The 23,771-nt window shown below is 60.5% G+C and carries 21 protein-coding genes; 10 read left to right on the forward strand and 11 right to left on the reverse strand.

Annotated elements, in window-relative coordinates; genetic code table 11:
* Positions 1 to 44 precede the first annotated feature (44 nt).
* The 5 genes from D0Y96_RS02485 to D0Y96_RS02505 all read right to left on the reverse strand — a co-directional run bounded on the left by D0Y96_RS02485 (position 45) and on the right by D0Y96_RS02505 (position 8,477).
* Positions 45 to 767 carry an ABC transporter ATP-binding protein gene (locus D0Y96_RS02485; protein ID WP_117297740.1) on the reverse strand — a complete coding sequence of 241 codons (723 nt, stop codon included), beginning with the start codon at positions 765 to 767 and terminating at the stop codon, positions 45 to 47.
* 33 nt (positions 768 to 800) lie between these two features.
* Positions 801 to 2,066 carry an efflux RND transporter periplasmic adaptor subunit gene (locus D0Y96_RS02490; protein ID WP_117297741.1) on the reverse strand — a complete coding sequence of 422 codons (1,266 nt, stop codon included), beginning with the start codon at positions 2,064 to 2,066 and terminating at the stop codon, positions 801 to 803.
* A 197-nt stretch (positions 2,067 to 2,263) separates the two neighbouring features.
* A complete protein-coding gene (locus D0Y96_RS02495; protein WP_147324891.1) occupies positions 2,264 to 3,448 on the reverse strand; it encodes a tetratricopeptide repeat protein in 1,185 nt (394 codons plus the stop codon).
* A 115-nt stretch (positions 3,449 to 3,563) separates the two neighbouring features.
* The gene (locus tag D0Y96_RS02500; RefSeq protein WP_117297743.1) at positions 3,564 to 4,826 is read right to left on the reverse strand and encodes a multiheme c-type cytochrome; all 1,263 of its coding nucleotides are present in this window, start codon (positions 4,824 to 4,826) and stop codon (positions 3,564 to 3,566) included.
* A gap of 153 nt (positions 4,827 to 4,979) precedes the next feature.
* Complete coding sequence (locus tag D0Y96_RS02505; RefSeq protein WP_117297744.1) at positions 4,980 to 8,477, reverse strand: carboxypeptidase-like regulatory domain-containing protein; 3,498 nt, start codon at positions 8,475 to 8,477, stop codon at positions 4,980 to 4,982.
* A gap of 370 nt (positions 8,478 to 8,847) precedes the next feature.
* Here D0Y96_RS02505 and D0Y96_RS02510 point away from each other — a divergent pair, with 370 nt between their 5' ends.
* The 5 genes from D0Y96_RS02510 (at position 8,848) to D0Y96_RS02530 (ending at position 13,101) form a co-directional block, all read left to right on the forward strand.
* Entirely contained in the window at positions 8,848 to 9,072 is a 225-nt protein-coding gene (locus D0Y96_RS02510) for a hypothetical protein (RefSeq protein ID WP_147324892.1), read from the forward strand.
* Positions 9,073 to 9,285: 213 nt separating this feature from the next.
* A complete protein-coding gene (locus D0Y96_RS02515) occupies positions 9,286 to 10,371 on the forward strand; it encodes a LacI family DNA-binding transcriptional regulator (protein WP_117297745.1) in 1,086 nt (361 codons plus the stop codon).
* A 123-nt stretch (positions 10,372 to 10,494) separates the two neighbouring features.
* Entirely contained in the window at positions 10,495 to 11,640 is a 1,146-nt protein-coding gene (locus D0Y96_RS02520) for an MFS transporter (RefSeq protein ID WP_117297746.1), read from the forward strand.
* A 158-nt stretch (positions 11,641 to 11,798) separates the two neighbouring features.
* Positions 11,799 to 12,329: a hypothetical protein gene (locus D0Y96_RS02525; protein WP_252263388.1), complete on the forward strand. Its 531-nt coding sequence runs from the start codon at positions 11,799 to 11,801 to the stop codon at positions 12,327 to 12,329.
* A gap of 4 nt (positions 12,330 to 12,333) precedes the next feature.
* Entirely contained in the window at positions 12,334 to 13,101 is a 768-nt protein-coding gene (locus D0Y96_RS02530) for a copper homeostasis protein CutC (RefSeq protein WP_117297747.1), read from the forward strand.
* Between the two features lie 15 nt (positions 13,102 to 13,116).
* Here the strand turns inward: D0Y96_RS02530 and fahA are convergent, their stop codons facing one another.
* From fahA to D0Y96_RS02560, 6 genes are all read right to left on the reverse strand, one after another.
* Positions 13,117 to 14,412: a fumarylacetoacetase gene (fahA, locus tag D0Y96_RS02535; RefSeq protein WP_117297748.1), complete on the reverse strand. Its 1,296-nt coding sequence runs from the start codon at positions 14,410 to 14,412 to the stop codon at positions 13,117 to 13,119.
* A gap of 10 nt (positions 14,413 to 14,422) precedes the next feature.
* Positions 14,423 to 15,724, reverse strand: a complete 1,302-nt coding sequence (hmgA, locus tag D0Y96_RS02540; protein ID WP_117297749.1) for a homogentisate 1,2-dioxygenase — start codon at positions 15,722 to 15,724, stop codon at positions 14,423 to 14,425.
* 68 nt (positions 15,725 to 15,792) lie between these two features.
* Positions 15,793 to 16,773, reverse strand: a complete 981-nt coding sequence (locus D0Y96_RS02545; RefSeq protein WP_117297750.1) for a class I SAM-dependent methyltransferase — start codon at positions 16,771 to 16,773, stop codon at positions 15,793 to 15,795.
* A gap of 213 nt (positions 16,774 to 16,986) precedes the next feature.
* The gene (locus D0Y96_RS02550; RefSeq protein ID WP_117297751.1) at positions 16,987 to 17,775 is read right to left on the reverse strand and encodes an SIR2 family NAD-dependent protein deacylase; all 789 of its coding nucleotides are present in this window, start codon (positions 17,773 to 17,775) and stop codon (positions 16,987 to 16,989) included.
* A complete protein-coding gene (locus tag D0Y96_RS02555; protein ID WP_117297752.1) occupies positions 17,768 to 19,132 on the reverse strand; it encodes a multicopper oxidase family protein in 1,365 nt (454 codons plus the stop codon). Before D0Y96_RS02555 ends, D0Y96_RS02550 begins: the two co-directional genes overlap by 8 nt.
* A gap of 10 nt (positions 19,133 to 19,142) precedes the next feature.
* On the reverse strand, positions 19,143 to 19,982 hold the full coding sequence (locus D0Y96_RS02560; RefSeq protein ID WP_252263389.1) for a hypothetical protein: 840 nt from the start codon (positions 19,980 to 19,982) through the stop codon (positions 19,143 to 19,145).
* Positions 19,983 to 20,121: 139 nt separating this feature from the next.
* Between D0Y96_RS02560 and D0Y96_RS02565 the strand changes: the two genes are divergently transcribed.
* The 5 genes from D0Y96_RS02565 (at position 20,122) to D0Y96_RS02585 (ending at position 23,718) form a co-directional block, all read left to right on the forward strand.
* Entirely contained in the window at positions 20,122 to 20,712 is a 591-nt protein-coding gene (locus D0Y96_RS02565; RefSeq protein WP_117298018.1) for a YkgJ family cysteine cluster protein, read from the forward strand.
* Positions 20,713 to 21,025: 313 nt separating this feature from the next.
* Positions 21,026 to 21,331, forward strand: coding sequence for a hypothetical protein (locus tag D0Y96_RS02570; RefSeq protein ID WP_158562138.1), 306 nt, complete (start codon positions 21,026 to 21,028; stop codon positions 21,329 to 21,331).
* 83 nt (positions 21,332 to 21,414) lie between these two features.
* Positions 21,415 to 22,302: an MNIO family bufferin maturase gene (bufB, locus tag D0Y96_RS02575; protein ID WP_117297755.1), complete on the forward strand. Its 888-nt coding sequence runs from the start codon at positions 21,415 to 21,417 to the stop codon at positions 22,300 to 22,302.
* Positions 22,299 to 23,174, forward strand: coding sequence for an HvfC/BufC family peptide modification chaperone (locus D0Y96_RS02580; protein WP_117297756.1), 876 nt, complete (start codon positions 22,299 to 22,301; stop codon positions 23,172 to 23,174). The genes bufB and D0Y96_RS02580 overlap by 4 nt, the downstream gene beginning before the upstream one ends.
* A gap of 37 nt (positions 23,175 to 23,211) precedes the next feature.
* Positions 23,212 to 23,718, forward strand: a complete 507-nt coding sequence (locus D0Y96_RS02585) for a DoxX family protein (RefSeq protein WP_117297757.1) — start codon at positions 23,212 to 23,214, stop codon at positions 23,716 to 23,718.
* The last annotated feature ends 53 nt before the right edge of the window (positions 23,719 to 23,771 follow it).

Here is a 23,771-nt window from a genome sequence, read left to right on the forward strand (position 1 = left end):
AGCAGGAATGGCGCAAAGCGCGTATGTCCGGACGACCAGTCCCCTTAGCGGGCTTCGAGAACCTGGGCCATCTCCTCGCCCTCGGCGACCACTTTGCCGTCGAAGAGGTGGACATTGCGCTCGGCGTGCCGCGCAAAGCGGGGATCGTGCGTCACCATGCAGATGGTCGCGCCGTCGCGGTGCAGATTCTGCAGCAGCTCCATGACAGCTTCGCCGTTGCGCGAATCGAGGTTACCGGTCGGCTCGTCGGCCAGCAGGATCGAGGGCGATCCGGCCAGGGCGCGGGCCACGGCCACACGCTGCTGCTGACCGCCGGAGAGCTGTGAGGGATAGTGCTTCATGCGGTGCGCCATGCTGACCCGCTCGAGCGACTCCTGCACGCGGCGGCGGCGTTCGGCAGCCGTCATGCCGCTGCGGTAGGTCAGCGGCAGCTCGACATTCTCATACACGGTGAGATCGCCGATCAGGTTGAAGCTCTGGAAGATGAAGCCGATCTCCTGATTGCGGATGCGCGAGCGCTGCGAGAAGTTCAGGTTCTCGACCGGATGGCCGTTGAGCTGATAGCGTCCGCCGGTCGGGGTATCGAGCAGGCCGATGATCGAGAGCAGCGTCGATTTGCCGCAGCCCGACGGGCCCGACATCGCGACGTACTCTCCTTTATTGATGGTCAGGTGAATCCCGGAAAGCGCGTGTGTTTCGATCTCGTCGGTGTAGAAGACCTTGGTGAGGCCTTCAATTTCGATCAGTGGCTGTGCATTGTCGACCATGCTCTCTGCTCCTCACTTCGGTGCGGCCGCTGTTCAGTCGAGCCGAACCTTGTCCGTGTTGTCATATCGCGACATGTCCGAAAGGATGACGCGGTCGCCTTCCTTCAGGCCGTCCAGAATCTGAATCTGCGTTACCGACGCCTTGCCCACCTTCACCTGCACACGGGTCGCAGTTTTTCCGTCCGGATCGATCCGGAAGAGGCTGATCGTGCTGTCCGGATTTCCGAAGGCCGGACGCCCGACATACAGAACATTCTGCAGCCGCTCCTGATCGACCGTTCCATCCACACTCAGCTGCGGCACCGCTCCGGGAGGCAAGGGTCCATCCAGTGTTACGTCAACGGTGCGCGTTCCGTTCACAACCGCGGGATCAATTCTGGTCACATGTCCGGGAACGATGCCGTTGTGGGTGTCAACCTCCGCCGGCTGGCCAAGCTGAATATCGTGCGCCTGGGTCTCGGCGATCTGCAGAGCGGCCTTCAGCTTGTCGAGCTGGATCACCTCGGCCACGGAGGTTCCCGCCGTGACGTGCTGGCCCACCTGCACCGGCGTGGTCAGCGGCGCCAGCGCTCCGGAGATGCCGGCTCGCACCTGCAGCGCCTGCGACTGCTTCTCATAGAGTGCAAGCTGCGCCTTGGCCTGATCGATCTTGGCCTGCTGCGAGGCAAGCTGCACCTCGATCGCCCTCTGATTCACGTCAAGCTGCTGCTGGCTGATCTGGTGCTGGGTGGTCAACTGCTCGGCCGTGCTCTTGGACTGGCTGTACACGAGACCGGAGATCACGCCTAGATCATAGAGCTGCTTATTGGTCTGTGCCTGCAACTGGTCCTGGGTGTAATTGGCGGTGACGGCGGCATCTGCCGCCTTCTTGTCCATCAGCGTGCTTTGCAGCGTGGCCTGCAGGCTCTTGTAATCGGCCTCCGCGCCCTTCAGCGCAAGCTGCGCGCTGAGCAGCTCCTGCTCAAGCTGCGGATCGGTCAGATCCATCAGGATCGTATCCGGCGTCACCTTTGTGCCCGGCAGCACGCGAATGCGCACGACGGTCGCATCGGTCTGCGCAGGAATGAGCTCGATACTGTCTTCGCGCGGAACCAGCGTTCCCAGGCCGCGCACCTGCACGACCAGCGGGCCGCGCCTGACCGTGTCGGGCCAGATGGTGCTCGAGTCAACGCTGGGGGCGGCGGGCTTGAGCCGCAGAACCGCGGCGGCGGCGGCAGCCACCACCAGCACCGCGACAACGCCGATCACGATCTGGCGGCGAAGCTTCTTCTTCTTAATATCAGGCCGGGAGATATCCATCGCTGTCTCCTGTTGCAAACGGCGAGCCAAATCTGACACGCCGCAAAGTATTGAGTACGCACAGGATTGCATCCAGGTTCCCGGCAGAGAAAGGGCCTGCCCTGGCCATTTGCGGAATGCGGTGTCCGTTTATGGACAGACCCACGGTTACGGACAGGTCCGGCACTGAGAGGCGCGGTCGTTTGGACGGGGGGTCTTTACTGCTGCGGCTGGGGAGGAGGCGCGGCGTGGCCGCCGCTCATCCGGCGAACCAGCCCTTCATCTGTCTCCTCGTGCAGCTTTCTGGCCTTCGCAAATTCGGCCTGAGCTTCGGCCTTTTTGCCCATCGACTGATAAAGGCGCGCCAGACGCCAGTGCGCGTCCACCTCGCTCGGATCCATCTCGATGGCGTGAAGGAAATCGGCCACAGCTTCGTCGTTCTGCTGATCGGCGGCATGAAGAATGCCGAGATCAAGCCAGACGATGCGAACCGTGTCCGGAAGCTTCACAGCCTTTTCGAGAGTGGCGCGGGCGGCGTCATTCTCGCCGAGCCTGATCTGCGCATCCCCAAGGTAGGCCATCGCCTGGGCATGCGTCGGATCGTTCTCCAGCTCCTGCTGGAACTGCTGCGCCGCCTCCTCATAATGACGCTGGGTCCAGAGAAGGTATCCCAGGCCAAAGTGGACATTCGGCTCTTTGGGCGAGGCCTTTACCGCCTGCTCGAACTCGGAGATGGCTTCGAGGGTGCGGTGAAGGCCGTCAAACGCCTCGCCGGCGAGCATGTGCGCCTGCACCGAATCAGGGTCGACGGTGATGATCTGCTTATATTGTTCGAGCGTACAGTCGTACTGCTTGTCATAAAGGCAGCTCTGCGCCAGCACGCCGCGGAGCTGCAGATTCTCCGGCGACGCCTTCACCGACGCCTGCAGATAAGGAACCGCCTCGCGGTACTGCGCCGATCCGAAATAGCTCATGCCCAGCAGAGTCTTCAGACCGGCATCATCCGGCTTTTCAGTAGCGGCGGCCCGAAGAGGAAGGACGGCTTCGCGGAATTTCCCGGTTTTGAAGTAAGCCAGTCCCAGATCGAGCTGCAGGCCCGGCAGCTTCGGATCGAGCTTCAGAGCGTGTTCGTAGGCCGGGATCGCAGAGGGATACTCCTCGAGACGCGCGCGAACCAGTCCCAGCTGCGCCCAGGCCTGCACGCTGCGCGGATTCTGCACAGTGATCTGCTGCCACGCCTGCTCCGCTTCGGCAAAGCGCCCCTGCTGCTCCAGCTGCAGCGCCTGCAGGCTCTCACGGCTCTGCGCCTGATTCCGAGCCGGACCCTGAGCATGAAGGAAAGAAAGACCGGCAGCCATCCACACAAACGACAGGAGCAGCCCTGCCCGGCAAAACAACCTCACGTATTCCTCCCCTTCGGCGGATGGATGGCTTTACTGCCTACGGTAGATGCGTCGACGAATCCGTGGCAAGCGGCCATCCGGAGATCTTTTAAGGCAGCGGACGAAGCCCTGTCCATCATGGATGCTCCGTTCCGGAATACACGCGTATCCAGTGGTTTCGCATGATCCCGCGAACCACTCTGCCGGCGGTCTCTGACGCGATAGCCGCGGTCGGCTCGAGAGGCATATGGCAGTCGATACAGTTGTCCGTAATTTTGTGCCCCAGCTTTGTGGACATGCGGCAGCTCTTCCATTGGTGGCAGGTCAGGCACCGGCTGGAGTAGGATGCGGCAGCCCGCTCCGGCGCATGCTCGTCATGACAGGTGGAACAGGTCATGCCGGGCGACGAGAGATAACATTTGCTTCGCTTCAGCAGGCCCGCCTGATTGCCGTGCACATCCGGGTGCTCCGCCGCCGGAGCCGCCAGTTGCTGGAAGTAACGGTCGAGGGGCTGCCCAGGCACATAGGAAAATGCCGGCGCGAGCTCGTTGCGCGCCAGGCCGCTGTGACACAGAGAGCACAGATCGACCTGGCGATCGCGGGAAAACTTCGCCGGGTTGAGAATCGCCGGCCCTTCCCTGCGCGCCGAGCCCGCGACCTCGCGCCGAATATGCTCGACGCCCGGACCATGGCAGCTCTCGCAGGAAATGCCCGGCTCGAAGCTCGCCGGATCGAAGCGATTGGTCCAGAGGCTGGGCGTCAGAGCGCGAATATAGGATGCATGGCACTCCAGACAGCCCTGCAAAATGGGCCGCGAGTAATCGGCAGATCCGTCCCTGTATCCGGGACTGTTGATCCACTGGTGCCCGTTCGTCCAGTAGCTGATCGGCAGCTCAAACAACTCGTCGCCTCTCCAGTACAGATAGGTCTGCCCGCGCACTCCCGAACCGGTCACGATGCCGATCTTCTCGCTGCGCGTCTTTGTGCCGGAAGTGAAGATGCCGGTCGCCGTTTCGTAATAGCCGTCGTCCTTCTTTTCCATCGTGAAGTACAGACCCTCATGATTCGCACTGCTCGCAGCATCGACGATGGTCAGAACATTCGAGCCGGGCGTGAACGATCCGGGAAGGGATTCGGCATTCGGCAGCTGCGAAGTGAGGTGGTGCGCGGTATGCAGATAAGACAGACTCTGGTCTCTATGGCAGGAAGCGCAGGCAGCGTCTCCGGCATATCCTGGACGAAGATCTGGACGAAGTCCGGCCTGGTTCTGACCGCCGGAGCGCTGAACGTCGGTTGGTGTCTGCGCTGCGGCGTTATCAGATGGCTGCAGAGGAAGCCCCGGGATGAGCAGGAACAGACAGAAGAGAACGGGAATACAGATCGCCCTGGCTCGGCTCATGAAGCAGATCCCTGCGGCGCGGCGATGACGGGTTGTTTGGCGGGTGCCGCACCCAACATGCAATGTACCTGAAGATCGTGCCGGCCCGAAGCCAAAGCAAAAAGAAAACAGCGCGGCAGGATACACCCACCGCGCTGCTGGTTTGCGCTGCGTTTAGAAGAGGAACTTTCCACCGAACTGCAGAGTACGCGCATCGTAAGCGCTCGTAACCTGCCCGAAGTTGGCATCGTGGCTTGCCAGATCCAGATTCTGAAACTGGGTATGGTTGAAGGTGTTGAAGGATTCAACGCGAATCTCGATCCGCGGCCCTTCATGGGAGGTCAGCGCGAAGGATTTGAAGACGCTGACATTCCAGTTGAAGAGACCAGGACCGACAACGTTATCCTTGCCGGCGTTTCCAAAACCGTTGTTCGGACCGCCGGACCAGGGGGCGACAGGATCTGCATACGCAGCCGTGTTAAACCATGCTTTCTGCGTCTTCGGTCCTGAAACCCCTGCGACCAGATTCGGACGGTTGGTGGTTCCACCGCCCAGACCCAGTGTGTCCGATCCGTTGTAGGTAATGGTCTGGGGCACGCCGGACTGTGCCGTCGTGACACCGGAGAGCTCCCATCCACCGAGGAAGGTGTGCTCAAATGCATTGCTTGCATGCATAAAGAACGGCACCTTATAGACATAATTGGCACTGAAGATATTGCGCCGATCAAGCGTGCCTGATCCACGGTCATATCTCAGATCGAAGGGGTTCGATACCGTGCCGTTGAGGTCGTCGCTGCGGATATCGATCTCATGCGACCAGGTATAGGAGAGCTGCAGTGTCAGGCCATGCTTGTTTTCCATACGCAAAGCGGTCTGCAGCGAGTTGTAGCTGAAATTTGTGGCATTCTCATCCGTCTGAATGCTCGCAAAGCCGCGGAAGATTCGATACAGGTTGGCATTCGCGCCGCCCTGCACAGCCTGACGGTCAGCATATGGAGTAGAGGTGCCATTGGTCAGCGGCAGCGTGTTGATCTGACGCTGATCGTCCTGGTTCCAGCCGCTCGTACCCACGTACTGGAACAGAGCGACCACCGAAGGAGCCAGCTGGTGCTGGACACCGAGGCTGTACTGCACCGTTCCCGGATTCGGGTAGTAATACGCAAGAGCATTGATACTTGCCGGCAGGATCGGCGTTGCGGCCGCCGCGCCGGTTGCAAGGCTTGTGCTCGGGTTCGAGAAATATATGGCATTCGACGTGGGCTGATAGGCATACGGCGGGTTTGTGTCGGAGCCGTATACATCATTGCCCTGAACACGCTCGAAGAACATTCCGAAGCCGCCGCGAACGACCGTTTTGCCTGTTCCGAAAAGGTCAAGCGCAAAGCCAATGCGAGGCTGGATCGTGTTGTAAGAGTTTTTCACGAGCCCGCGATCGAACCCGTTCTTGCCGGGAAGCTGTATGCCATTCAGATAGAACGGTTGCGGAGCATTGGTTGGATTACCGAGCCCAGGGCTGGTGGCAAGTATGGCACCGCTGGGATCCAGAGCCGCTGTGTCGGCTGAATTATAGGTTGAAGGAACAAAGTTGGCCGTGCGATTGAATTTCTCGTACACGTGCGGCAGACCGTCGTAACGCACGCCGAGGTTCAGCGTCAGACGAGGCGTGACGTGCCAGTTATCCATTCCGTAGAAGGAATAAGTATTGTTCAGCCAGTGGTCTGTATCCAGTATCTGAAGCTGCTGAAACTTGTCTGCAAATCCAAGCAGGAAGTTCAGATAAGAATCGCCGGTGTAATCGGTGCCGAAGGTATAGTCTCCCTGCGTATCCGCCTGCTGCTGCTGGTTTTTGTCGTCGCGCATATAAGAGAAGCCAAACTTGAAGGCGTGCTTTCCCTTATTCCACGAAACATCATCGCGAAGCTGATAATTCAGGAAAGAGTTATGCCAGGGCCAGTAATTGATCGTCCAGTTGGTGCCGAGCGGCGCACCGAGGTCGATCGAGGGCATGCGGGTATCCGTATTGTTAGCCCCCGGGAAAAAGCCCTGCTGTGACCAGCCGGAAGGCTGCTGATAGATACCGGTCGGGGTAATACCGATCGTGTTGCCGTTCACATTAAGAGCGGTTTCATTCAGCAGAGTGGGTGACAGTGCCTGCGTCAGCTTGATGACCGAGCCCCATGACGGGTTGGCAAAGACGTCTCCGGTGGTTACATAACTGTCGTTGCCCCACATATCCGGATAGTAGGTCTGCGACATCTGATCGTGAATCCAGTGGCCCATCAAGTGCATTTTTTCGTTGATGTTATGGTCGATGCGGACAACGTCCTCACGCACGTAGGTAGGCTGCTTGGGCGATGCGATATACGAGGCGATTCCTGAATTCGGTTTTGGAATCGCACCGGTTCCCATGAAGAGAATTGCATTCGAATCAATGAATTTGTTGTTAATTAGATTGCCTGGAAAAGGTTCTCCAGGGGTAAGCCCCATATTTTCGAACTTCATTATCTGGTCGTGATTCACTAATCTCGTGCCGTTGGGAGCGAACTCTTTCGGAACGCAGGGCGGCGCAGCCACATCTGCATTACAAATCGTTCCGATCTGTGACGGTGAAAATGGCTTGTCGTTATATGCCGAATAGGCAAGATCTGTCCCGGAGACCGGGAAATCACCGGCCGGAACGGTGCTGGTCACAGTCGGGTTCGCACCCTGAATGTACTTGCGCCACTCTTCGCTCCAGAAGAAGAAGGTCTTTTTGCGGTCGCTGTTGTAGACGTGAGGAATCCAGACCGGACCACCGATCTCGCCGCCGAAGATGTTGAGACGTAGTTCCGGTGTTGCCTGGTGGTTCAGGTTCGTAAAGTAGGCGTTCGCGTCGAAGGCGTCGTTACGGTTGAACTCCCAGAGGCCGCCGTGAAAATCATGCGAGCCGGACTTGAGCACCATGGTGACCGTGCCGCCGGAGGAGATGCCGTAGTCCGGTGCGTAGTTGCTGTCCAGTGTCTGGAATTCAGCCAGCACATCCGGTGAAGGCATCACATCGACTTTGCCGCCGCTGCCGCGGTCGTACACTTCGCCGCCGTCGATCAGCCAGTTGTTATGGCCCGGACGCATGCCGTTAAAGCTGATGCTGAAAGTGCTGCCCTGCGCCGTAACCCCGTTGAATGATGGCAGCATCGCGGAAACACCCGTGCCCAGCGTCGTGAGCGACACCATGTTGCGGCCGTTGGTCGCAAGGTCGGTCATCTGCTGGCCGGTGATCAGCGTGCTGACTTCGTTAGTCTCCGATTGCAGGTGCAGCGCTTCGGCCTGAACGGTCACGGTGGTGCCGGCAGCGCCCACGGTCAGGGTTACGTCTTCGCGCACCGTCGCCGCCACGTTCATCACGATGCCGGTTTTGGTGTAGTTTTCAAAGCCCGGGGCTGCGACCTGAAGATCATAGGAACCGATGTGCAGCGCCGGAAAATCATAAAGGCCGGCGTTATTGGTCAACGCGGTACGGGCCTCGCCCGTGCTGGGGTTGGTGAGCGTCACCTTTGCACCGGGCACCACGGCGCCGGTGGGATCGCTGACCGCGCCTGACAGTTCCGCGTTCTCCTGCGCTCGGGCCATCGTGCCGGTCAGGCACAACAGAGCGACCAGGATCGCGCCAAATGCGTATCTGGCAAGTCTCATAGAGCCTCTCCTTAGAAAGAACAACTTTGTCCCACCTTTGCCGGCCTGAGCCTTCCTCACTCGCAATTTGTCCGGTACATGAACGAAATGCGGAACGAACAGCGCATGCCGGTTGACGTCGCCGGAATCAACAAACAGCTTCCGCCACAATCGCCGGTGGTTCGATCGAACAGCTCATGCCAGGGGCACGAAGCTGCCGAAATACAATGTGATTTGGGAAACGAGCCGCATACCCTGTCCCGGGGAAGTGAGACAGGAAGGAAGTACCGCGGGAAACAACTCCGGCGATGCCACTGTATGCCAGCTTCGCCTGACGGCGAAGCGGAACACAGCACAAAAGGAGGGAACTCCCTAAGGCTGTACTGATCAAATGCGTCTCCTTAAAAAACTACTTACCGCTTCCACCGCATGCGGAATCCTCTTTCCGGGATACCTGCTGCGACAAAGCTTTCCGCGCGGCAAAAAGACCGCGCAGTTGCCAGATCCTCTGTCGATCCGGCATAGTGCAGATGCGGCGTTTTCTGCCGCAAAGCATCTGAAGAAAAACCAGTTATACGAAGCTTTTTATAGGTGCTTCGCTAAAACGTTTGATTAGGTAACACGCGCAGTCATTTCGGACTGCGGTTGTCATTTAGCAACACGGAGTTTTGGATTGTCAAGTGGTTTTTTCAGAGAGAAAAACCGTTTTAGCAGCAGCCCGGTATACCCAATGCTATGAAGAAATCCGAATTATCAACCCTGGTTATAAAGTGGATACCGGTCCGGATGACCTGGTATCTCCGCACTGCCTCCACCGGAAGATCGGGCTATGCCAGCTAAGCGCAAAGATTCTGCGAGGGATAGCAGCGGGAAGGATATCTTCCTTCCCGGCCGTCCGATTAGTCTCAAAACGCTGGGCGACTACCTCGATCTCTCTCCCGCGACTATCTCCCTGGTGCTGAACAACGCGCCCGGAGTGCGATCGATTCCGCAGGAGACGCGGGATCGCGTTTTGGCGGCGGCAAAAAAATTCGACTACCGTCCCAGTTTCTATGCGCGCTCACTGCGCCGTCGGCAGAGCTTTTCGATCGGCGTGCTGGTTCCCGAGCTGAGCGACGGCTATTCCGTGCTGGTGATGAACGGCATCGAGGAAGTGCTGATCGAGGAAGGTTACTTTTATTTCACTGCCAGCCATCGCCGCAAGGCGGACCTGATCGAGGAGTATCCGCGCATGCTGATGGACCGCTCGGTCGAGGGCTTTATCGCGATCGACACGGCGCTGCAGCATGCTCTGCCGCTGCCGGTCGTAGCGGTTGCAGGCCACAGAAAGATCGAAGGCGTCACCAACATCGTTCTCGATCACCGCCGCGCCGCAGAGCTCGCTCTGCGCCATCTGTGGCAGCTCGGTCACCGGCAGATCGCGTTCATGCGCGGGCAGACCTTCAGCTCCGACTCCGACGACCGGTGGAAGAGCCTGATGGCGGTGGCAAAGGAGCTGGAGCTGGAGGTGCATCCGGATCTGGTGATTCGCCTCGAAGTGAACGTCTCCTCGCCGGAGCTCGGCTACCCGGTGATTCAGCAACTGCTGAACCATAAGCGTTCGTTCACCGCGCTGGTTTCGTTCAACGATATCGCGGCTATCGGCGCAATTCGCGCACTGCGCGATCACGGCCTGCGCGTGCCGGAGGATATTTCGATCGTCGGCTTCGATGACATTCAGGGCGCGGCGTATCACAATCCCAGCCTGACCACGATCCGTCAGCCGCTGAACAGCATGGGCAATACCGCGACGCGCATTCTGTTGCAGCGGCTGCGCGGGCAGAAGGATTATCCGGAGCAGATTGCCATTGTTCCCGAGCTCATCATTCGCGAATCGACGATACCGCCGAATGTCAAACGCATGCGGCAAAGGTAGAGGGCGCGCGATTGCTGCTTCTCCGGCACAGGCGGAGCCGAAGCCCTGCACCGGAAGACGCCCGCACGGCGAAGCGACAGAGGAGAGGCGCCGATTTCTGTGACTGCAGATCGTTCCCGGCCCATGGATCTTCCCCTCGTCACCATGTTTGGCGGATTCGCGCTCACCGGTCTTGTGACCGTTCTGCTGGGGCCGGCGCTTCCGGGCATGAGCGAGCGGTGGCACATCGCCGACTCTCAGGCGGGCCTGCTCTTCGCCGCGCAGTTTTTCGGAACGACGCTGACTTCCATCGTCACGCCCTGGCGCGTACGCCTCAGCCTCGTGGCCGGCTATGCACTGGTGGCAGCGGGGATGGCGACACTGGCCTTTGCCGGCTACGCCGTCGCGATCGCTGCCTTTGCGTTGCTCGGCATGGGGCTGGGCCTGTCGCTTACAGCGACCAATCTGCTTGTCGGTTCGACGGACGCAGACCGGCGCGGCAGACTGCTGACCCGCGCGAATTTTTTCTGGGCCGTGGGAGCCGTCGTCTGCCCTCCACTGATCGGGTTAGCCGAGCGCCTGCAGCAGATGCGCCCGCTTCTGTTGTTCCTTGCAGTCATGCTGGCATTCGTCAGCGTCCGCTTACTTCCTTTGCTACGCATGAAGGAAGCGGAGCCGAACGTATCGGCCGATGCAGAGCAGCATCAGACCGGCAAACAGGCTGAGCCGCCGATTTACTTCTTTCTGATCTTCGCCGTCATTCTGTTTTTGTACGTCGGCACAGAAAACAGCATTGGCGGCTGGATCACCGAATACTCGCACCGGTTTCTCGGCATCCCCGCTGCGCGCGCCAGCCTTGCCGCGCTGACCTTCTGGCTGATGCTGGTCGCCAGCCGCGGAATCGCCTCCGAGCTGCTGCGGAAGGTCTCCGAAGCCGCCATTCTGCTGCCCGCAACCATGCTCGCTGCCGCCGGAACGCTTCTGTTGCTGCTGCGTCACGGCACAGCGGTCGTCTTTGTCGCGGTCGCCGTGGCCGGGCTCGGCTGCGGCCCTGTCTTTCCGCTGCTGACATCGCGCCTGTTCGCCCGCTCCGGCTCATCCCGGCACGTGGGATGGGTCTTTGCCGCATGCGGATGCGGTGGCGCCATTCTGCCGTGGACCATGGGCCTGGTCTCCACCGGCACAGGCTCTCTGCGAACGGCCTTCGCTGTGCCGCTTGCGGCGCTGGCGATGATTCTGCTCTTCATTCTCAGCGGAAGCAGGCACGGAAGGGCCGCTTCGGAAACGTAAGCTCTGCCCTTCGCTGCACAGTTTTACTTCGCGCGGAAGAACGAGACGATGCCGGGGCATCTTCCCGCTTTGCAATGATTCTGCGTCCGCCTCCTGAGCGCCCGCGCTGCCGCGAAGCTGTATACTGCGAGGCGTTGTTCTGAACGGGGAAAAAACCTATGCAAGAGATGCTGCGCCGCCGTACCGTGCTTTTCGTCCTTCTCGCCGCGCTGTTTGCCAGCGTGCTGCCGCTGTCTGCACAGTCTTCATCCGGAACGATTCTGTCGGTCATGGAAACAACGAAGCTGCTGCCCGATGCGGTCTTCTTCGCCGGGCAATCGGCCTCGACGCAGCTGCGCAACTCCGGCGGCGTGCATTATGCCGACAATCTCTACACGCTTGTAACGCTCGTGGATAACTCCGGTTATTCGAGCGGCGTGAAAGAAAAGTATCAGGCATACTTCATCACCGAAGCGCCGCTGAGCATCGGCGGCCATCCGCTGCCGGCCGGCATCTACGGTGTGGGATTCCTCACGGGCAACAGGTTCAATGTGATGGATGTGGGTGCGCACGATCTGCTCACCACCCCATCGACGCACGACGATCAGATGAAGCGGCCTCGCCCGCTGCTGATTCTTCCCACTGCGGCGCCGGGAACATACCGCCTCTGCTCCGGACGCGACTGCGTGGAGTTTAAACGGGCAAAATAGAAGCATGTCTTCTCTTCCTCTGCTTGAAATCTGTCTGGAGTCGGTCGAATCCGCCGTGGCTGCCGAGCGCGGCGGCGCGCAGCGCGTGGAGCTGTGCGCCAATCTGCTGGAGGGCGGCACCACGCCCAGCGCAGGAACCATTCGCGCCGCACGCGAACGCCTGACCATCGGAATCAGCGTGATGGTCCGTCCACGCGGCGGCGATTTTCTTTACTCCGATGCCGAGTTCGACGCGATGCGGCACGATATCACTATGGCAAAAGAGCTCGGCGCCGACGGCATCGTTCTGGGTCTGCTGAAGCCCGACGGCACAGTCGATGTGAAGCGCACGCGGGTGCTGGCCGCGCTCGCCGCGCCGCTGCCCGTGACCTTTCATCGCGCCATCGATGTCACGCGCGATTTGCCGGAGGCGCTGGAGGCCGTCATCGCGGCCGGTGCGGCACGCGTGCTGACCTCAGGCGGAAAATCCTCCGTCGCTGATGCCATCCCCGTGGTGCGCAGCATGACAGAGCAGGCCGGAGACCGCATCCGCGTAATGCCGGGCTGCGGCATCACTCTCGCGAATATTCTCGATATCGCCCGCGGCACCGGAGCGCAGGAGCTGCACATCGCGCTGGATGAGCCGGTCGAAAGCGGAATGAATTATCGCAAGCCGGGGATTCCCATGGGCGGCGTAGCCGACCGCGAATTCGTCACCTTCACCACAGCGGAAGCATCCGTTCGCGATGTGATGAAGCGCCTCGAAACATTGCGCAGCAGCGTCGCCGTCTGACGCCTCTGCACTTCTTCAGCGGGCGGGCAGAATCCGCCCGCGGCACTCGCCGAAGCCGATGCGGCGAAGGCCTTCGCGCTCGCACCAGCCGCGCAGAATCACCTCATCTCCATCTTCGAGAAATGCGCGGCTTTCGCCATCGGGAAGCTGCAGCGGCTCCGCGCCGCGGCGTGTAATCTCAAGCAGGCTGCCGAGCGCCTCGGGCTCCGGCCCCGAGACGGTTCCGGTTGCGAGCAGGTCGCCGGAGCGCAGATTGCACCCGTTGCTGGTGTGGTGCGCGAGCATCTGCGCAGGCGTCCAGTAAAGGTCGCGGAGATGGCTGCGGCTGAGACGCACTCCGGTGTGCCCTTCTCTTCGCATCCTCTCCGTCTGCAGAAAGACTTCGAGATGAAGATCGATCGCGCCGGAGACCTGGTTCCCTGCTGCCACAAGATATGGCAGCGGCTCGGGATCGCCTTTGGGCCTGGGAGCCGGTGGGAGACGGAAGGGCTGAAGCGCGTCGAGAGTGACCACCCAGGGCGAGATCGTCGTGGCGAAGCTCTTCGCAAGAAACGGGCCGAGCGGCTGATACTCCCATGACTGCATATCCCGTGCCGACCAGTCGTTCAGCAGGCAGAAGCCGAAGATATGATCTTCCGCCTGCGCAAGAGGAACCGGCTCGCCAAGCACATTGCCCGCGCCGATAAAGAAACCGGCCTCCAGCTCGTAGTCGAGCATGGAGGTGGGCCCAAAGACTAGACCATCGACCGGAGCATCACAGTCGGCAGACTTTCTCTGGCCATGCGGACGCTGCACCGGCGTTCCGCTGACCACGATCGACGAGGCGCGACCGTGATAGCCGATGGGCAGATGTTTGTAATTCGGCAGCAGCGGATCGTCGGCGCGAAAGAGGCGGCCCACGTTCGTCGCGTGGTGAATGGATGCGTAAAAGTCCGTATAGTCGCCGATGGACGCGGGCAGCAGCATCTCGATGCCGCTCTGCGGCAGAAGCAGCGGCTCGATCTTCGCCCGGTCGCGGCTTTTCTCTGCAAGAAGCTCCGTGAGACGGCGGCGCAGCGCGGAAGCGGCGGCGCGCCCCTGCTCCATGAGCGGATTGAGCACCGGAGCCCGGCAGGCATCGGTCAGCCGCGGCGGCAGACCATCCAGCAGGCCTGCACCGGCGGCGGCGCGCAGATCGAGAACGCAGTCGCCGATGGCCACACCGATGCGCGGTCCAGCTTCGGCGCGAAAGACACCGAAGGGCAGATTCTCCAGCGGAAAATCCGTGGAGGGATCGTTGGCGGAGTCCACCCAGCTTATTTGTATCTGCATCGGTTGCAAATTATTGCGGCGCTTTAAAGTGCTTTTTCAGCCCCTGCCAGCACTCGTAGTATTCATGCTGCAGGATTTTGGTTTCGAGCGCGAATTTCGTGGGACGCACGGCGAGCTGAGTCTCGAACATAAAAGCCAGCGTATCGCTCAGATACTGCGGCTTCAGCTCGGCGTGGCTGGCCCGCTCCCATGTCTCCGCATCGGGCCCGTGGCCGGACATGCAGTTGTGCAGGCTGGCGCCGCCTGGCACAAAGCCTTCGGCCTTGGCGTCGTACTGGCCGAAGATAAGCCCCATGAACTCATTCATCATGTTGCGGTGAAACCACGGCGGGCGGAAGGTATGCTCGGCGACGAGCCAGCGCGGCGGAAAGATCACAAAGTCCACGTTGGCGGTGCCGGCAACGGCGGAAGGCGCAGTCAGCACGGTGTAGATCGAGGGATCGGGATGATCGAAGCTGACCGAGTTGATGCAGTTGAAGCTCTTCAGATCGTATTTGTACGGCGCATAGTTGCCGTGCCAGGCGACGACATCGAGCGGTGAGTGGTCGATCTCCGCTGACCAGAGTCTGCCGAGAAATTTTCCTATGATGCGAAAGCCCCCGTCGCGGTCTTCATACGCGGCAACGGGCGCAAGAAAGTCTCGCGCATTGGCCAGCCCGTTCGCGCCGATCGGCCCCAGATCAGGCAGGCGAAACGGCAGGCCATAATTTTCGCAGATGTATCCGCGAGCGTATGGCGTGTCGATCTCCACGCGCATCTTTATGCCGCGCGGAATCACGACGATTTCCCCCGGCGCAGCGACCAGAACGCCGAGCTCCGTGTGCAGCGTGAGCGCGCCGTCCTGCGGAACGATCAGCATCTCGCCGTCAGCGTTATAAAAACAGCGGTTGCGCATGGAAGCGTTGCAGGCATAAACATGAATGCCCACGCCGGTCTGCAGCGCCGGATCGCCGCCGCCGCCGAGGGTCACGATGCCGTCGATGAAATCGGCCGGCTCAGAGGGAATGGGGATGGGGTCCCAGCGCATCTGGTTGGGCGGCGTGGGCGCTTCGGTAAACGGGCCGCTGCGCATCAGCTTCGCGGGAATCTCCTCGAAGGGCCTGTGCGTCACAGAGGGGCGAATGCGATACGTCCAGGTGCGCCGGTTCACCGGGCGCGGCGCGGTAAAGGGCGATCCGCTGATCTGCTCGGTATACAGGCTGAGCGGCGATCGCTGCGGCGCGTTCTGTCCGTGCGGCAGCGCACCGGCCACAGCTTCGGTGGCGAACTCGTTTCCAAAACCCGACTGATACTGCAGACCGGAGAGCGGCATCGGACCTCCTGCTCGACAAAACTCTCTACACTACCGAGCAGATGCCGGAATTGGCAAGCGGGCGATCTCTACAAAAACTCGACTTCCTTGGGCAGAGTGTGATTGCAGGTGTAGCGGCGAAGAGGATCGTTCTGCGAAGCGCGGGTTTCGTAAAGATCGACGGCCAGCTCGGGGAGCTTGATCTTCAACGAGGTTTTCTCGAAAATGCAGGCGCCGGTCTTTTTATACACTTTCATGGTCACACCTTTGATGTTGCTGGCCCAGCGGGCAAAGGCCGTAGTACGCCGCGCATCATGACCCTCCGCATGCTCCATCGCGATCTCGATGTGAACGGCGGTACAGAAGAGCAATCCTCCTACCTTCAGAAGCTGGAGATAGCGCGTCAGATCCTCTTCAAAGGTCTTGGTGTAATACAGCACGCCGTTCAGATCGGTAATCAGATCGAACTCTCCATCTCCCGCGCCAAGCTCTCTGTCCGTGATGTCGGAAAAATATTTTCCCCGGACGTAATGAAACTGCCCCTCATACTCCTCCTCCGCATCACGTACTGCGACCCGGGCCTGAGAAGGAATTTCATATCCGGTGGCGACGCATGAGCCGCGGCCGCCACCTTCCAGATACTCGATCATGGCCTTCGCTTCGCCTGACCCTCCATCGAGCCAGATATCGCCCCGGCCCAGATCACGCAGCTTTCCGGTGAAGAGCTCGCCGAAGGATTTGGTGTACTCGCTGAGGCCTGAATTTACACGAAAGGTATTTTCCGACAGGCGCTCCAGCAGCTCATGATCCTGCGCAATGATCTTCTCAGCCTGCAGCGTGGTCTGAAGCCGCGCCAGAGCGGCTGCATACTGCGTCTGCTTCGCCCCGGGAATCTGCCCGATGCAGGTTTCGATGTAATTGAAGTTCGCCAGGGTAGGCGTGCGATTGTAAGCCTCAATCGCGCTGAGCGTGTGACGCAGAGAGCTGCGGCTGCGTGTCCAGCCGGTATTTCCGGTATTGTCGCGGCGCACCAGCGTCATAAAAGCATTGATTTCCGTCTGCGCAATCATTCTGATCTCTCCGGCAGATGCGTGCCCGCAGTACACCTTTACTCACAACAAAATGCGGCGCTCGCAGTTTATCCGAGACGGCCTGTGGAGGACTGCAGCACCGGAAAATCCACGGTAATAAACCACAACGAATAAAGATGAAACGAAACCGGCGTGAAAAGCACTGCGATGCGACGGGCGCAATCCGAGCCGGAAACAGCCGGACGGACCGGGCTACTCTGTCAGACGAAAGATTCCCGGCAGCACCTCGCCGGCCTTGCCCAATACCACCCGCGTGAATGCGGGAGCGTTCAGCGGAGCCTCCGGGCCGATGTAATACGCTCGCACGCTGCCCGGTGCAGCCGTGTTGCGCCTCGCCGCCCAGTGAACGAAATTTGCGGCGGGATAGACATTCCCCGACGTGCCGACGACCAGCATCACGGTGCAGCGGTCGATCTCCGCGGTGATGCGGTCCATCTCCAGCGGAACCTCGCCGAACCAGACGATATGCGGGCGGATGCGTCCGCCGCAGGCGCAGCGGGCAAAGGACGCTGCGGACTCGTACAGCGTTTCGTCGGCAAAGGGAGGCTGCGCGCAGGAGAACCCTGCCGATCCCTGCACCGGATCGTGAAACTCGCAGCGCGAGCGGAAGAGCTCGCCGTGCATGTGCAGCAGCCGCTCCGAACCGGCACGCTCATGCAGGTTGTCGACGTTCTGCGTGCAGAGAAAAAAGCGATCGCCGATCGCATGCTCCAGCTCCGCGAGAGCGCGATGCGCGGGATTCGGCTGTGCGGCCTGAGCATCGCGGCGGCGCATGCTGTAAAAGTGCCACACGCGTTCCGCGTCTTCTTCCCACGCCTCGGGCGTTGCCACCTCTTCCACGCGATAGCCATGCCAGAGTCCGCCATTGTCGCGAAAGGTGGGAATGCCGCTCTCCGCGCTCACGCCCGCGCCGGTGAGCACAAAGACGCGGTCTGTGGGATGAATTGAAATCAGCTCGCCGGTCGTCCGGTTTTCAGGCATAACGAAATAACATCATGAATCCGAAATCCATGTGCGTCTGCTGATGGCAATGAAAGAGCGTCGGCCCCGGATGCGAGGCCGTGAAGTCGATCTCTGCCGTCGTATTGGCATCGACCACTACCACATCCTTGCGCAGTCCTGAGAGCGGTTTGCCGCCGAGACCGGCCACTTCGAAGGTGTGACGATGCAGGTGCACCGGGTGGTCGTCGGTGCTCTTGTTCGTCATCACCAGACGGTAGCGTTTGCCGGTCACGAGCGTCACCGCATCCGTCTTCGGCCACGATTTGCCGTTGATCGTCCACGCGTCGAATTCACCGTGACCCTCAAACTTCGACTCGAAGAGAAGCGGGATGCGCTCGTCGGGAGTCACTGAGGACGCGGAAGGCATGGCAAAGCGCCGATAGTCCCACTCGGTCTCCGGAGGCTCGATCCAGCGCGGCACGCCCTGCTGCCCTTCGTACTCGATGACGATGCCCATGCCGGCTTTGCGGATTTCGCTGCGCGTCTCGCCGAAGATCCAGACGCCGGGGCGGTTCATCGTGACAAGAATATCCAGCCGCTCGGCGGGAGCAAGACGCACCGCGGGCATCGTTGCCGGACGCGGCACAGCATTGCCGTCCGCTGCAATCACCGTGCACGCATGCCCCGCGAGCGCAAGCCAGTGTGTCACCGTGGCGCTGGCATTCAGCACGTGAAACAGCACGCGCTGGCCCGCGCGCACGCGGATCGGATCGCCGTGGCCGAGCATGCGGTCATTGATGGTGGAGTAGTCGTAGGCCGCATCCATCGATGCGTCCGCGCCTCCGCCCATGTATGCGTTCCAGTCGTGCAGGGTAAGAAAGATCTCCTGATCGTATGCGCCCGGATTCTCCCGCGGCTCGACATAAAAGCAGCCGAACTGGCCGCTGTACAGACCCTTCTTCAGATCGTGTCCGGCATAGGTATGCGTGTGATACCAGCGGAAGCCGGCCGGCTGCGGCGTGAACGCATAGCGCAGCGTCGCGCCGGCAGCGATCATCGGCGAGCCCTCTTCCATGGCGCCGTCCATCTGCGATGTAAGCCACTGGCCATGCCAGTGCACGATCTCCGGCGAATCGCTGCGATTGGTCACGTCGACAGCGATGGGCTTGCCCTCGGGCCAGCGAATCAGCGGCCCAGGCACGCGGCCGTTGTAGGCGACGGTATGCACCACTTTGCCGGGAGCGATCTCCAGCGCCAGCGGCGCAATCTCAAGATGAAGATCGGCAGGCGCATTGGCCACGTCTACGGCAGGACGATCTGCCGCAACTGCGGGCACGGCAAAACGGTCCGCGGCCAGCGCGGCTCCGGCAAGCTGAAGGAAACGGCGGCGATTCATCCTGTCATCCTCACATGCTGTCGGAGCTGCCGGCGCGATGGTGCGTCCAGTCGAAGCGGCGTCCCAGAATCCCTTTGACGATGAAGTGATCGGTACCCGCGGTGGGACCGACGCCCACGCCGAAGTTGATCTCCCACTTCGGCGAAACATTCAGGTCGATCGCCGGAAAAAACTGCTGCTGCTGATTGTGCAGCGTGTCGGGATCGAAGAGCTTTCCGTAATCCGCATAATACTCAAGGCCGCCGGAGATGTACTTGTTGAAGTCGTAGCTGACCTTGGCATTCGGCGCGAAGGTCACGCCCTGGTTTACGCTCTGCCCGTGAAAGGACCGGTCGAGCGCCGGATTGAATGCCAGATACCAGCGCCCGATCTGCTTGTCGACGATGGGGCGAATCTCCAGCGTCCAGGTATCGGTCGCAAAGACGCGCCGCTGGTAGCCGAACTCGATCGAGAGGCTTGCGCCCACCGGCCAGTGCCAGCTGTCAGGAGCGCGCACGCGCGGACGGATGTGATCGCCCACCCACTGCAACCCCTGGCCGCTGCGCTCGCTGGTAAAGATGTAGAAGCCCACCTCTGACCAGTTGTTGATGCCGTTGGTAATTTCGATGGTTTCATGCTCGGCATGGTTCGTGGGATAGAGCCGGTCGGCCGCATAGATCGAGCCGGGCAGAGGCTTTGAGCCATCCGCGGTGAAGTTGCTGTGCAGCTCGACCATCGTGCTCTTCGGAGCGACCGTATCGGCGCCGTAGACCTGAATCTCGTAGTTATCCTGGGCTGAGGCAAACTGCCGCGCAAAGATCAGCACCAGCAGGATCAGAAGACTTCTCCAGACGATCCGCTGCAAATCCAAACGGTAAACTCCCTGACTGAATTCAGATACGAGAAACGTTTCCGGCCGTAAGGCAAGCATAGCGCCGGCAAATTACGCCCTATTCATGTACTCCCTGTGCCCTCTGCGCACCGCGATCCGCTTCGTTATCCTTGGAGACATGCTTCCTTCAGAAGACCGCCGGCTGGTGCAGATTGTGGACGCGGCCGCAGCCGATGCGGCGCGCCGGGCCGGGCACTGGCTGAAGTGCCGTCCCGGATGCACGCAGTGCTGTGTCGGCGTCTTCGCCATCAGCCGGCTTGATGCGGCGCGTCTGCGGCAGGGACTGTCCGAACTTGAACACTCCGATTCGGAGCGGGCAAACGCCGTGCGGCTTCGCGCTCGGGATTTCGTCAGGCGTTACACCTCGTCGTTTCCAGGAGATGCGAAGTCCGGCATTCTTGACGAGGCGCGTGCGGAAGAGTTCGAGGACTTTGCGAATGACGAGCCCTGCGCGGCGCTCGATCCGGCGACAGGATTATGCGATCTGTATGCGGCGCGGCCGGTCACGTGCCGTGTCTTTGGCCCGGCGCTTCGCACCGCAGAGGGCATTGGCGTGTGCGAGCTGTGCTTTACGGGAGCAACGGACGCGGAGATTGCCGCCTGCGAAGTGCATCTGGACTGCGATGATCTCGAATCGCGGCTGAACGGGCAGGTGGAAGCAGCGGAAGATGTTACAGGCAACACGCTCGTGGCGTTTGCGCTGATTTAAAAGCGGACACTGTCTGAAATCGGACAGCGCGTGGCGATGCGCAATCAAAAAAAGGGCGGAACAGCAGGGGGCTGCTCCGCCAGCTACCAGTCAATTGCGTACACCGGGTTGAAGGTAGGTACGCCTTCTCAAGAACGGCTGCAACCGCCTTTCGGATCTGTTCAGTATGCGAAAAAAATCTCTTGTACAGCGGGCGAAATTTGCGCCGGGTCTGCTGTAACCTTATCTGCGCTGCTGCACTCTGATGCAGTAGACGCAGGTCTCCCGCCGGGCGCGAGAGCGCATGGTTCTGGATCTGCAAATACATGGAGGAATGACCAACATGAAATATTCGATGAAGACCCTGATGGTTGCCGCAGCGGTATCTGGTCTGTTCAGTGGCGTGACCATGACCCAGGCAGCAACCACCTCCGCCAGCACCACCACGGCGGTCACGGCGGGCAAAGCGTCGTTCGGCAGCGCTTCGCTCATGGCCAAGAAAGCCAAGCATGCCTGTAAAGGCCAAAACGATTGCAAAGGCCAGGGCGGCTGCAAGAGCAGTGACAATGGCTGCAAGGGCAAGAACAGCTGCAAGGGCAAGGGCGGCTGCGCCACTGACGGCTCCAAGATGCCTTCGTAGTTCGGATGTTCCTGTAGTTCACTCCTTTCAGAAAGGGTCACAGCCCATCGTGGCCCTTTCGAATCCCGCCTGCGAGGTCTGCTGTGCCTGCAAATCGCTTCAACGGTTTTACCGAGTACGGTGTCGGAATCGGTCTTCGCGTTCCACACTATCAGCACATTCTCTCGAGAAAGCCGGTCGTGGACTGGTTTGAGATCATCTCGGAAAACTACATGATCGATGGCGGACGGCCGCTCGAAATACTCGACAGGATTCTTGAGCAGTATCGCGTCGTGCAGCACGGCGTCTCGATGTACTTCGGCTCCGCCGATCCGCTGAACCGCGAACACCTGAAGCGCCTGAAGCAGCTTGTGCGGCGCACGAAGACGCCGTGGCTGAGCGACCATCTCTGCTGGGGATCGGTCGACGGACGCTACACGCACGACCTTCTGCCCATGCCCTATACATGGGAGGCGGTGAAGGTGACGGCAGAGAAGATCCGCCAGGTGCAGGATTTCACCGAAGTTCCGGTCGTCGTCGAGAATGTCTCCAGCTACGCCGAGTTTCATGTCTCAGAGATGACGGAGTGGGAGTTTCTGACCGAAGTGGTTGAGGCCGCCGACTGCGGCATCCTGCTCGACGTGAACAACATCTACGTCTCCTCGCAGAATCACAGCTTCGATCCGTTCACGTATGTGAACCACGTTCCGGCCGAGCGCGTCGCGCAGATTCACATCGCCGGACACAGCAAATTCGAGAAGTACATCCTCGACACGCACGATCATCCCGTGCTGCCTGCGGTGTGGAAGCTCTATGCCCGCGCCATCGAGCGCTGCGGCCCGACCGCCACTCTGCTCGAGTGGGACGACAGGATTCCCAGCTTTGACGAAGTACATGACGAAGCGCTGAAGGCGAATGAATTTCTGCAGGCCGTCACTCCGAAAGCAAAGGCCGATGCGGCGCAGCCTGAGCTGCAGGGAGCCGCGCGATGAGCCAGCTGCTCGATATTCAGCGCCGCATGGCCGCGGCGGTGATGCACCCTCTGACCAAAGCCGAAACGATGCCGCGCCGCCGGAGCGACGGTAAACTCAACAACGCTGAAGCCGAGAGCTTCATTAAGCCGAATGACCGGCTCACCTCCTTCGAGCGGCTGGAGATTTACAACCGCCAGTACTGGTTCCGGCTCTACGACTCCTTCGAGGACGACTTCCCCGGCCTGCTCGCCATCGTGGGCCGAGCGAAGTTCGATGCGCTGATGCGCGCTTACCTCACCGAGCGTCCTTCGGAGTCCTTCACGCTGCGCAACCTCGGATCGCACCTCGAAGCCTGGCTCGGCGCTCATCCGGAGATGACCGCGCCGCACACCGTGCTCGCGCTCGACATGGCGCGGCTGGAGTGGGCGCACATCGAGGCCTTCGACTCGGCGGCCGATCCATTGCTGAACGAAGATGAGCTGATCGCGATCAACGAAAACTCGCAGCTCCGCCTGCAGCCGTATCTGCGCCTGCTTTCTCTGCAGTATCCGGTGGACGATCTGCTGATCGATCTGCGCAATGAAGACGGCAGCAGCGACTCATCGAGCAACAACGCCAGCATTGCGCGCAGACGGAAGCACGTCCGGCGTGTGGCGGCCGTGGCTCCGGAACAGATCTGGCTGGCCGTTCATCGTCATCAGAACTCCGTGTATTACAAGCGGCTGCAGCGGGAGGAGTATCGCCTGCTCGAATCGCTGCTGAACGGCAGACCGCTCGGCGAAGCGCTCGACTACGCCTTCACGGGCAGCGAGATTCCCGAAGAGGAGCGCAGCTCCTTCCTGCAGCAGGCCTTTTCCACCTGGGCCGTGCTCGGCTGGTTTACAAAATAAGCGGCGCCTCTTCGCGAAGCAGAGAAAGGTACGTCTCATGGGCAGTTCGTCTTCCTCCACAGCCGCATCGGACCGTTCGGGATTTGCCGGCAAAATCTCGTGCTGGTACTGCAGCTTCCTCAGCGCAACGGCGAAGCTGCGCTCTCCGTTTCTGCTCTTTGTGCGCCTTTACTGGGGATGGCAGTTCATTCAGACCGGCATCGGGCACCTGGGACACCTGACGCGCGTCACCAGCTTCTTCGCGAGCCTGGGACTTCCCTTCCCGCACTTCACCGCGGCCTTTGTCGGCACCATCGAGCTGGCGGGCGGCATTCTGCTGGTGCTTGGGCTGCTCACCCGCGTGACCGGTCTGGTGCTGACCGTCAATATGGTGATGGCCTATCTCACGGCGGACCGCGACGCCCTGCTCAGCTTTCTGAGCGATCCCGGCAAGTTCTACGAGGCCGATCCGTTTACCTTTCTGTTTGCGGCGCTGATCGTGCTGATCTTTGGCGCCGGCTTCTTCTCGCTCGACTACTGGCTCGCACACAGGAGCAGAAACTGACAGCGCCGAAGGGAGATTCTCCCGTCGTGCTGCTGTCTCTTCGATGATGATGA

It is taken from the genome of Paracidobacterium acidisoli (assembly GCF_003428625.2).
Lineage (GTDB): Bacteria > Acidobacteriota > Terriglobia > Terriglobales > Acidobacteriaceae > Paracidobacterium > Paracidobacterium acidisoli.

Coding starts and splice junctions, on each gene's coding strand:
- D0Y96_RS02485 (WP_117297740.1), bottom strand. CDS start 767: ATGGTCGACAATGCACAGCCACTGATCGAAATTGAAGGCCTCACCAAG.
- D0Y96_RS02490 (WP_117297741.1), bottom strand. CDS start 2,066: ATGGATATCTCCCGGCCTGATATTAAGAAGAAGAAGCTTCGCCGCCAG.
- D0Y96_RS02500 (WP_117297743.1), bottom strand. CDS start 4,826: ATGAGCCGAGCCAGGGCGATCTGTATTCCCGTTCTCTTCTGTCTGTTC.
- D0Y96_RS02505 (WP_117297744.1), bottom strand. CDS start 8,477: ATGAGACTTGCCAGATACGCATTTGGCGCGATCCTGGTCGCTCTGTTG.
- D0Y96_RS02510 (WP_147324892.1), top strand. CDS start 8,848: ATGCGTCTCCTTAAAAAACTACTTACCGCTTCCACCGCATGCGGAATC.
- D0Y96_RS02515 (WP_117297745.1), top strand. CDS start 9,286: ATGCCAGCTAAGCGCAAAGATTCTGCGAGGGATAGCAGCGGGAAGGAT.
- D0Y96_RS02520 (WP_117297746.1), top strand. CDS start 10,495: ATGGATCTTCCCCTCGTCACCATGTTTGGCGGATTCGCGCTCACCGGT.
- D0Y96_RS02525 (WP_252263388.1), top strand. CDS start 11,799: ATGCAAGAGATGCTGCGCCGCCGTACCGTGCTTTTCGTCCTTCTCGCC.
- D0Y96_RS02530 (WP_117297747.1), top strand. CDS start 12,334: ATGTCTTCTCTTCCTCTGCTTGAAATCTGTCTGGAGTCGGTCGAATCC.
- fahA (WP_117297748.1), bottom strand. CDS start 14,412: ATGCAGATACAAATAAGCTGGGTGGACTCCGCCAACGATCCCTCCACG.
- hmgA (WP_117297749.1), bottom strand. CDS start 15,724: ATGCCGCTCTCCGGTCTGCAGTATCAGTCGGGTTTTGGAAACGAGTTC.
- D0Y96_RS02545 (WP_117297750.1), bottom strand. CDS start 16,773: ATGATTGCGCAGACGGAAATCAATGCTTTTATGACGCTGGTGCGCCGC.
- D0Y96_RS02550 (WP_117297751.1), bottom strand. CDS start 17,775: ATGCCTGAAAACCGGACGACCGGCGAGCTGATTTCAATTCATCCCACA.
- D0Y96_RS02555 (WP_117297752.1), bottom strand. CDS start 19,132: ATGAATCGCCGCCGTTTCCTTCAGCTTGCCGGAGCCGCGCTGGCCGCG.
- D0Y96_RS02565 (WP_117298018.1), top strand. CDS start 20,122: ATGCTTCCTTCAGAAGACCGCCGGCTGGTGCAGATTGTGGACGCGGCC.
- D0Y96_RS02570 (WP_158562138.1), top strand. CDS start 21,026: ATGACCAACATGAAATATTCGATGAAGACCCTGATGGTTGCCGCAGCG.
- D0Y96_RS02580 (WP_117297756.1), top strand. CDS start 22,299: ATGAGCCAGCTGCTCGATATTCAGCGCCGCATGGCCGCGGCGGTGATG.
- D0Y96_RS02585 (WP_117297757.1), top strand. CDS start 23,212: ATGGGCAGTTCGTCTTCCTCCACAGCCGCATCGGACCGTTCGGGATTT.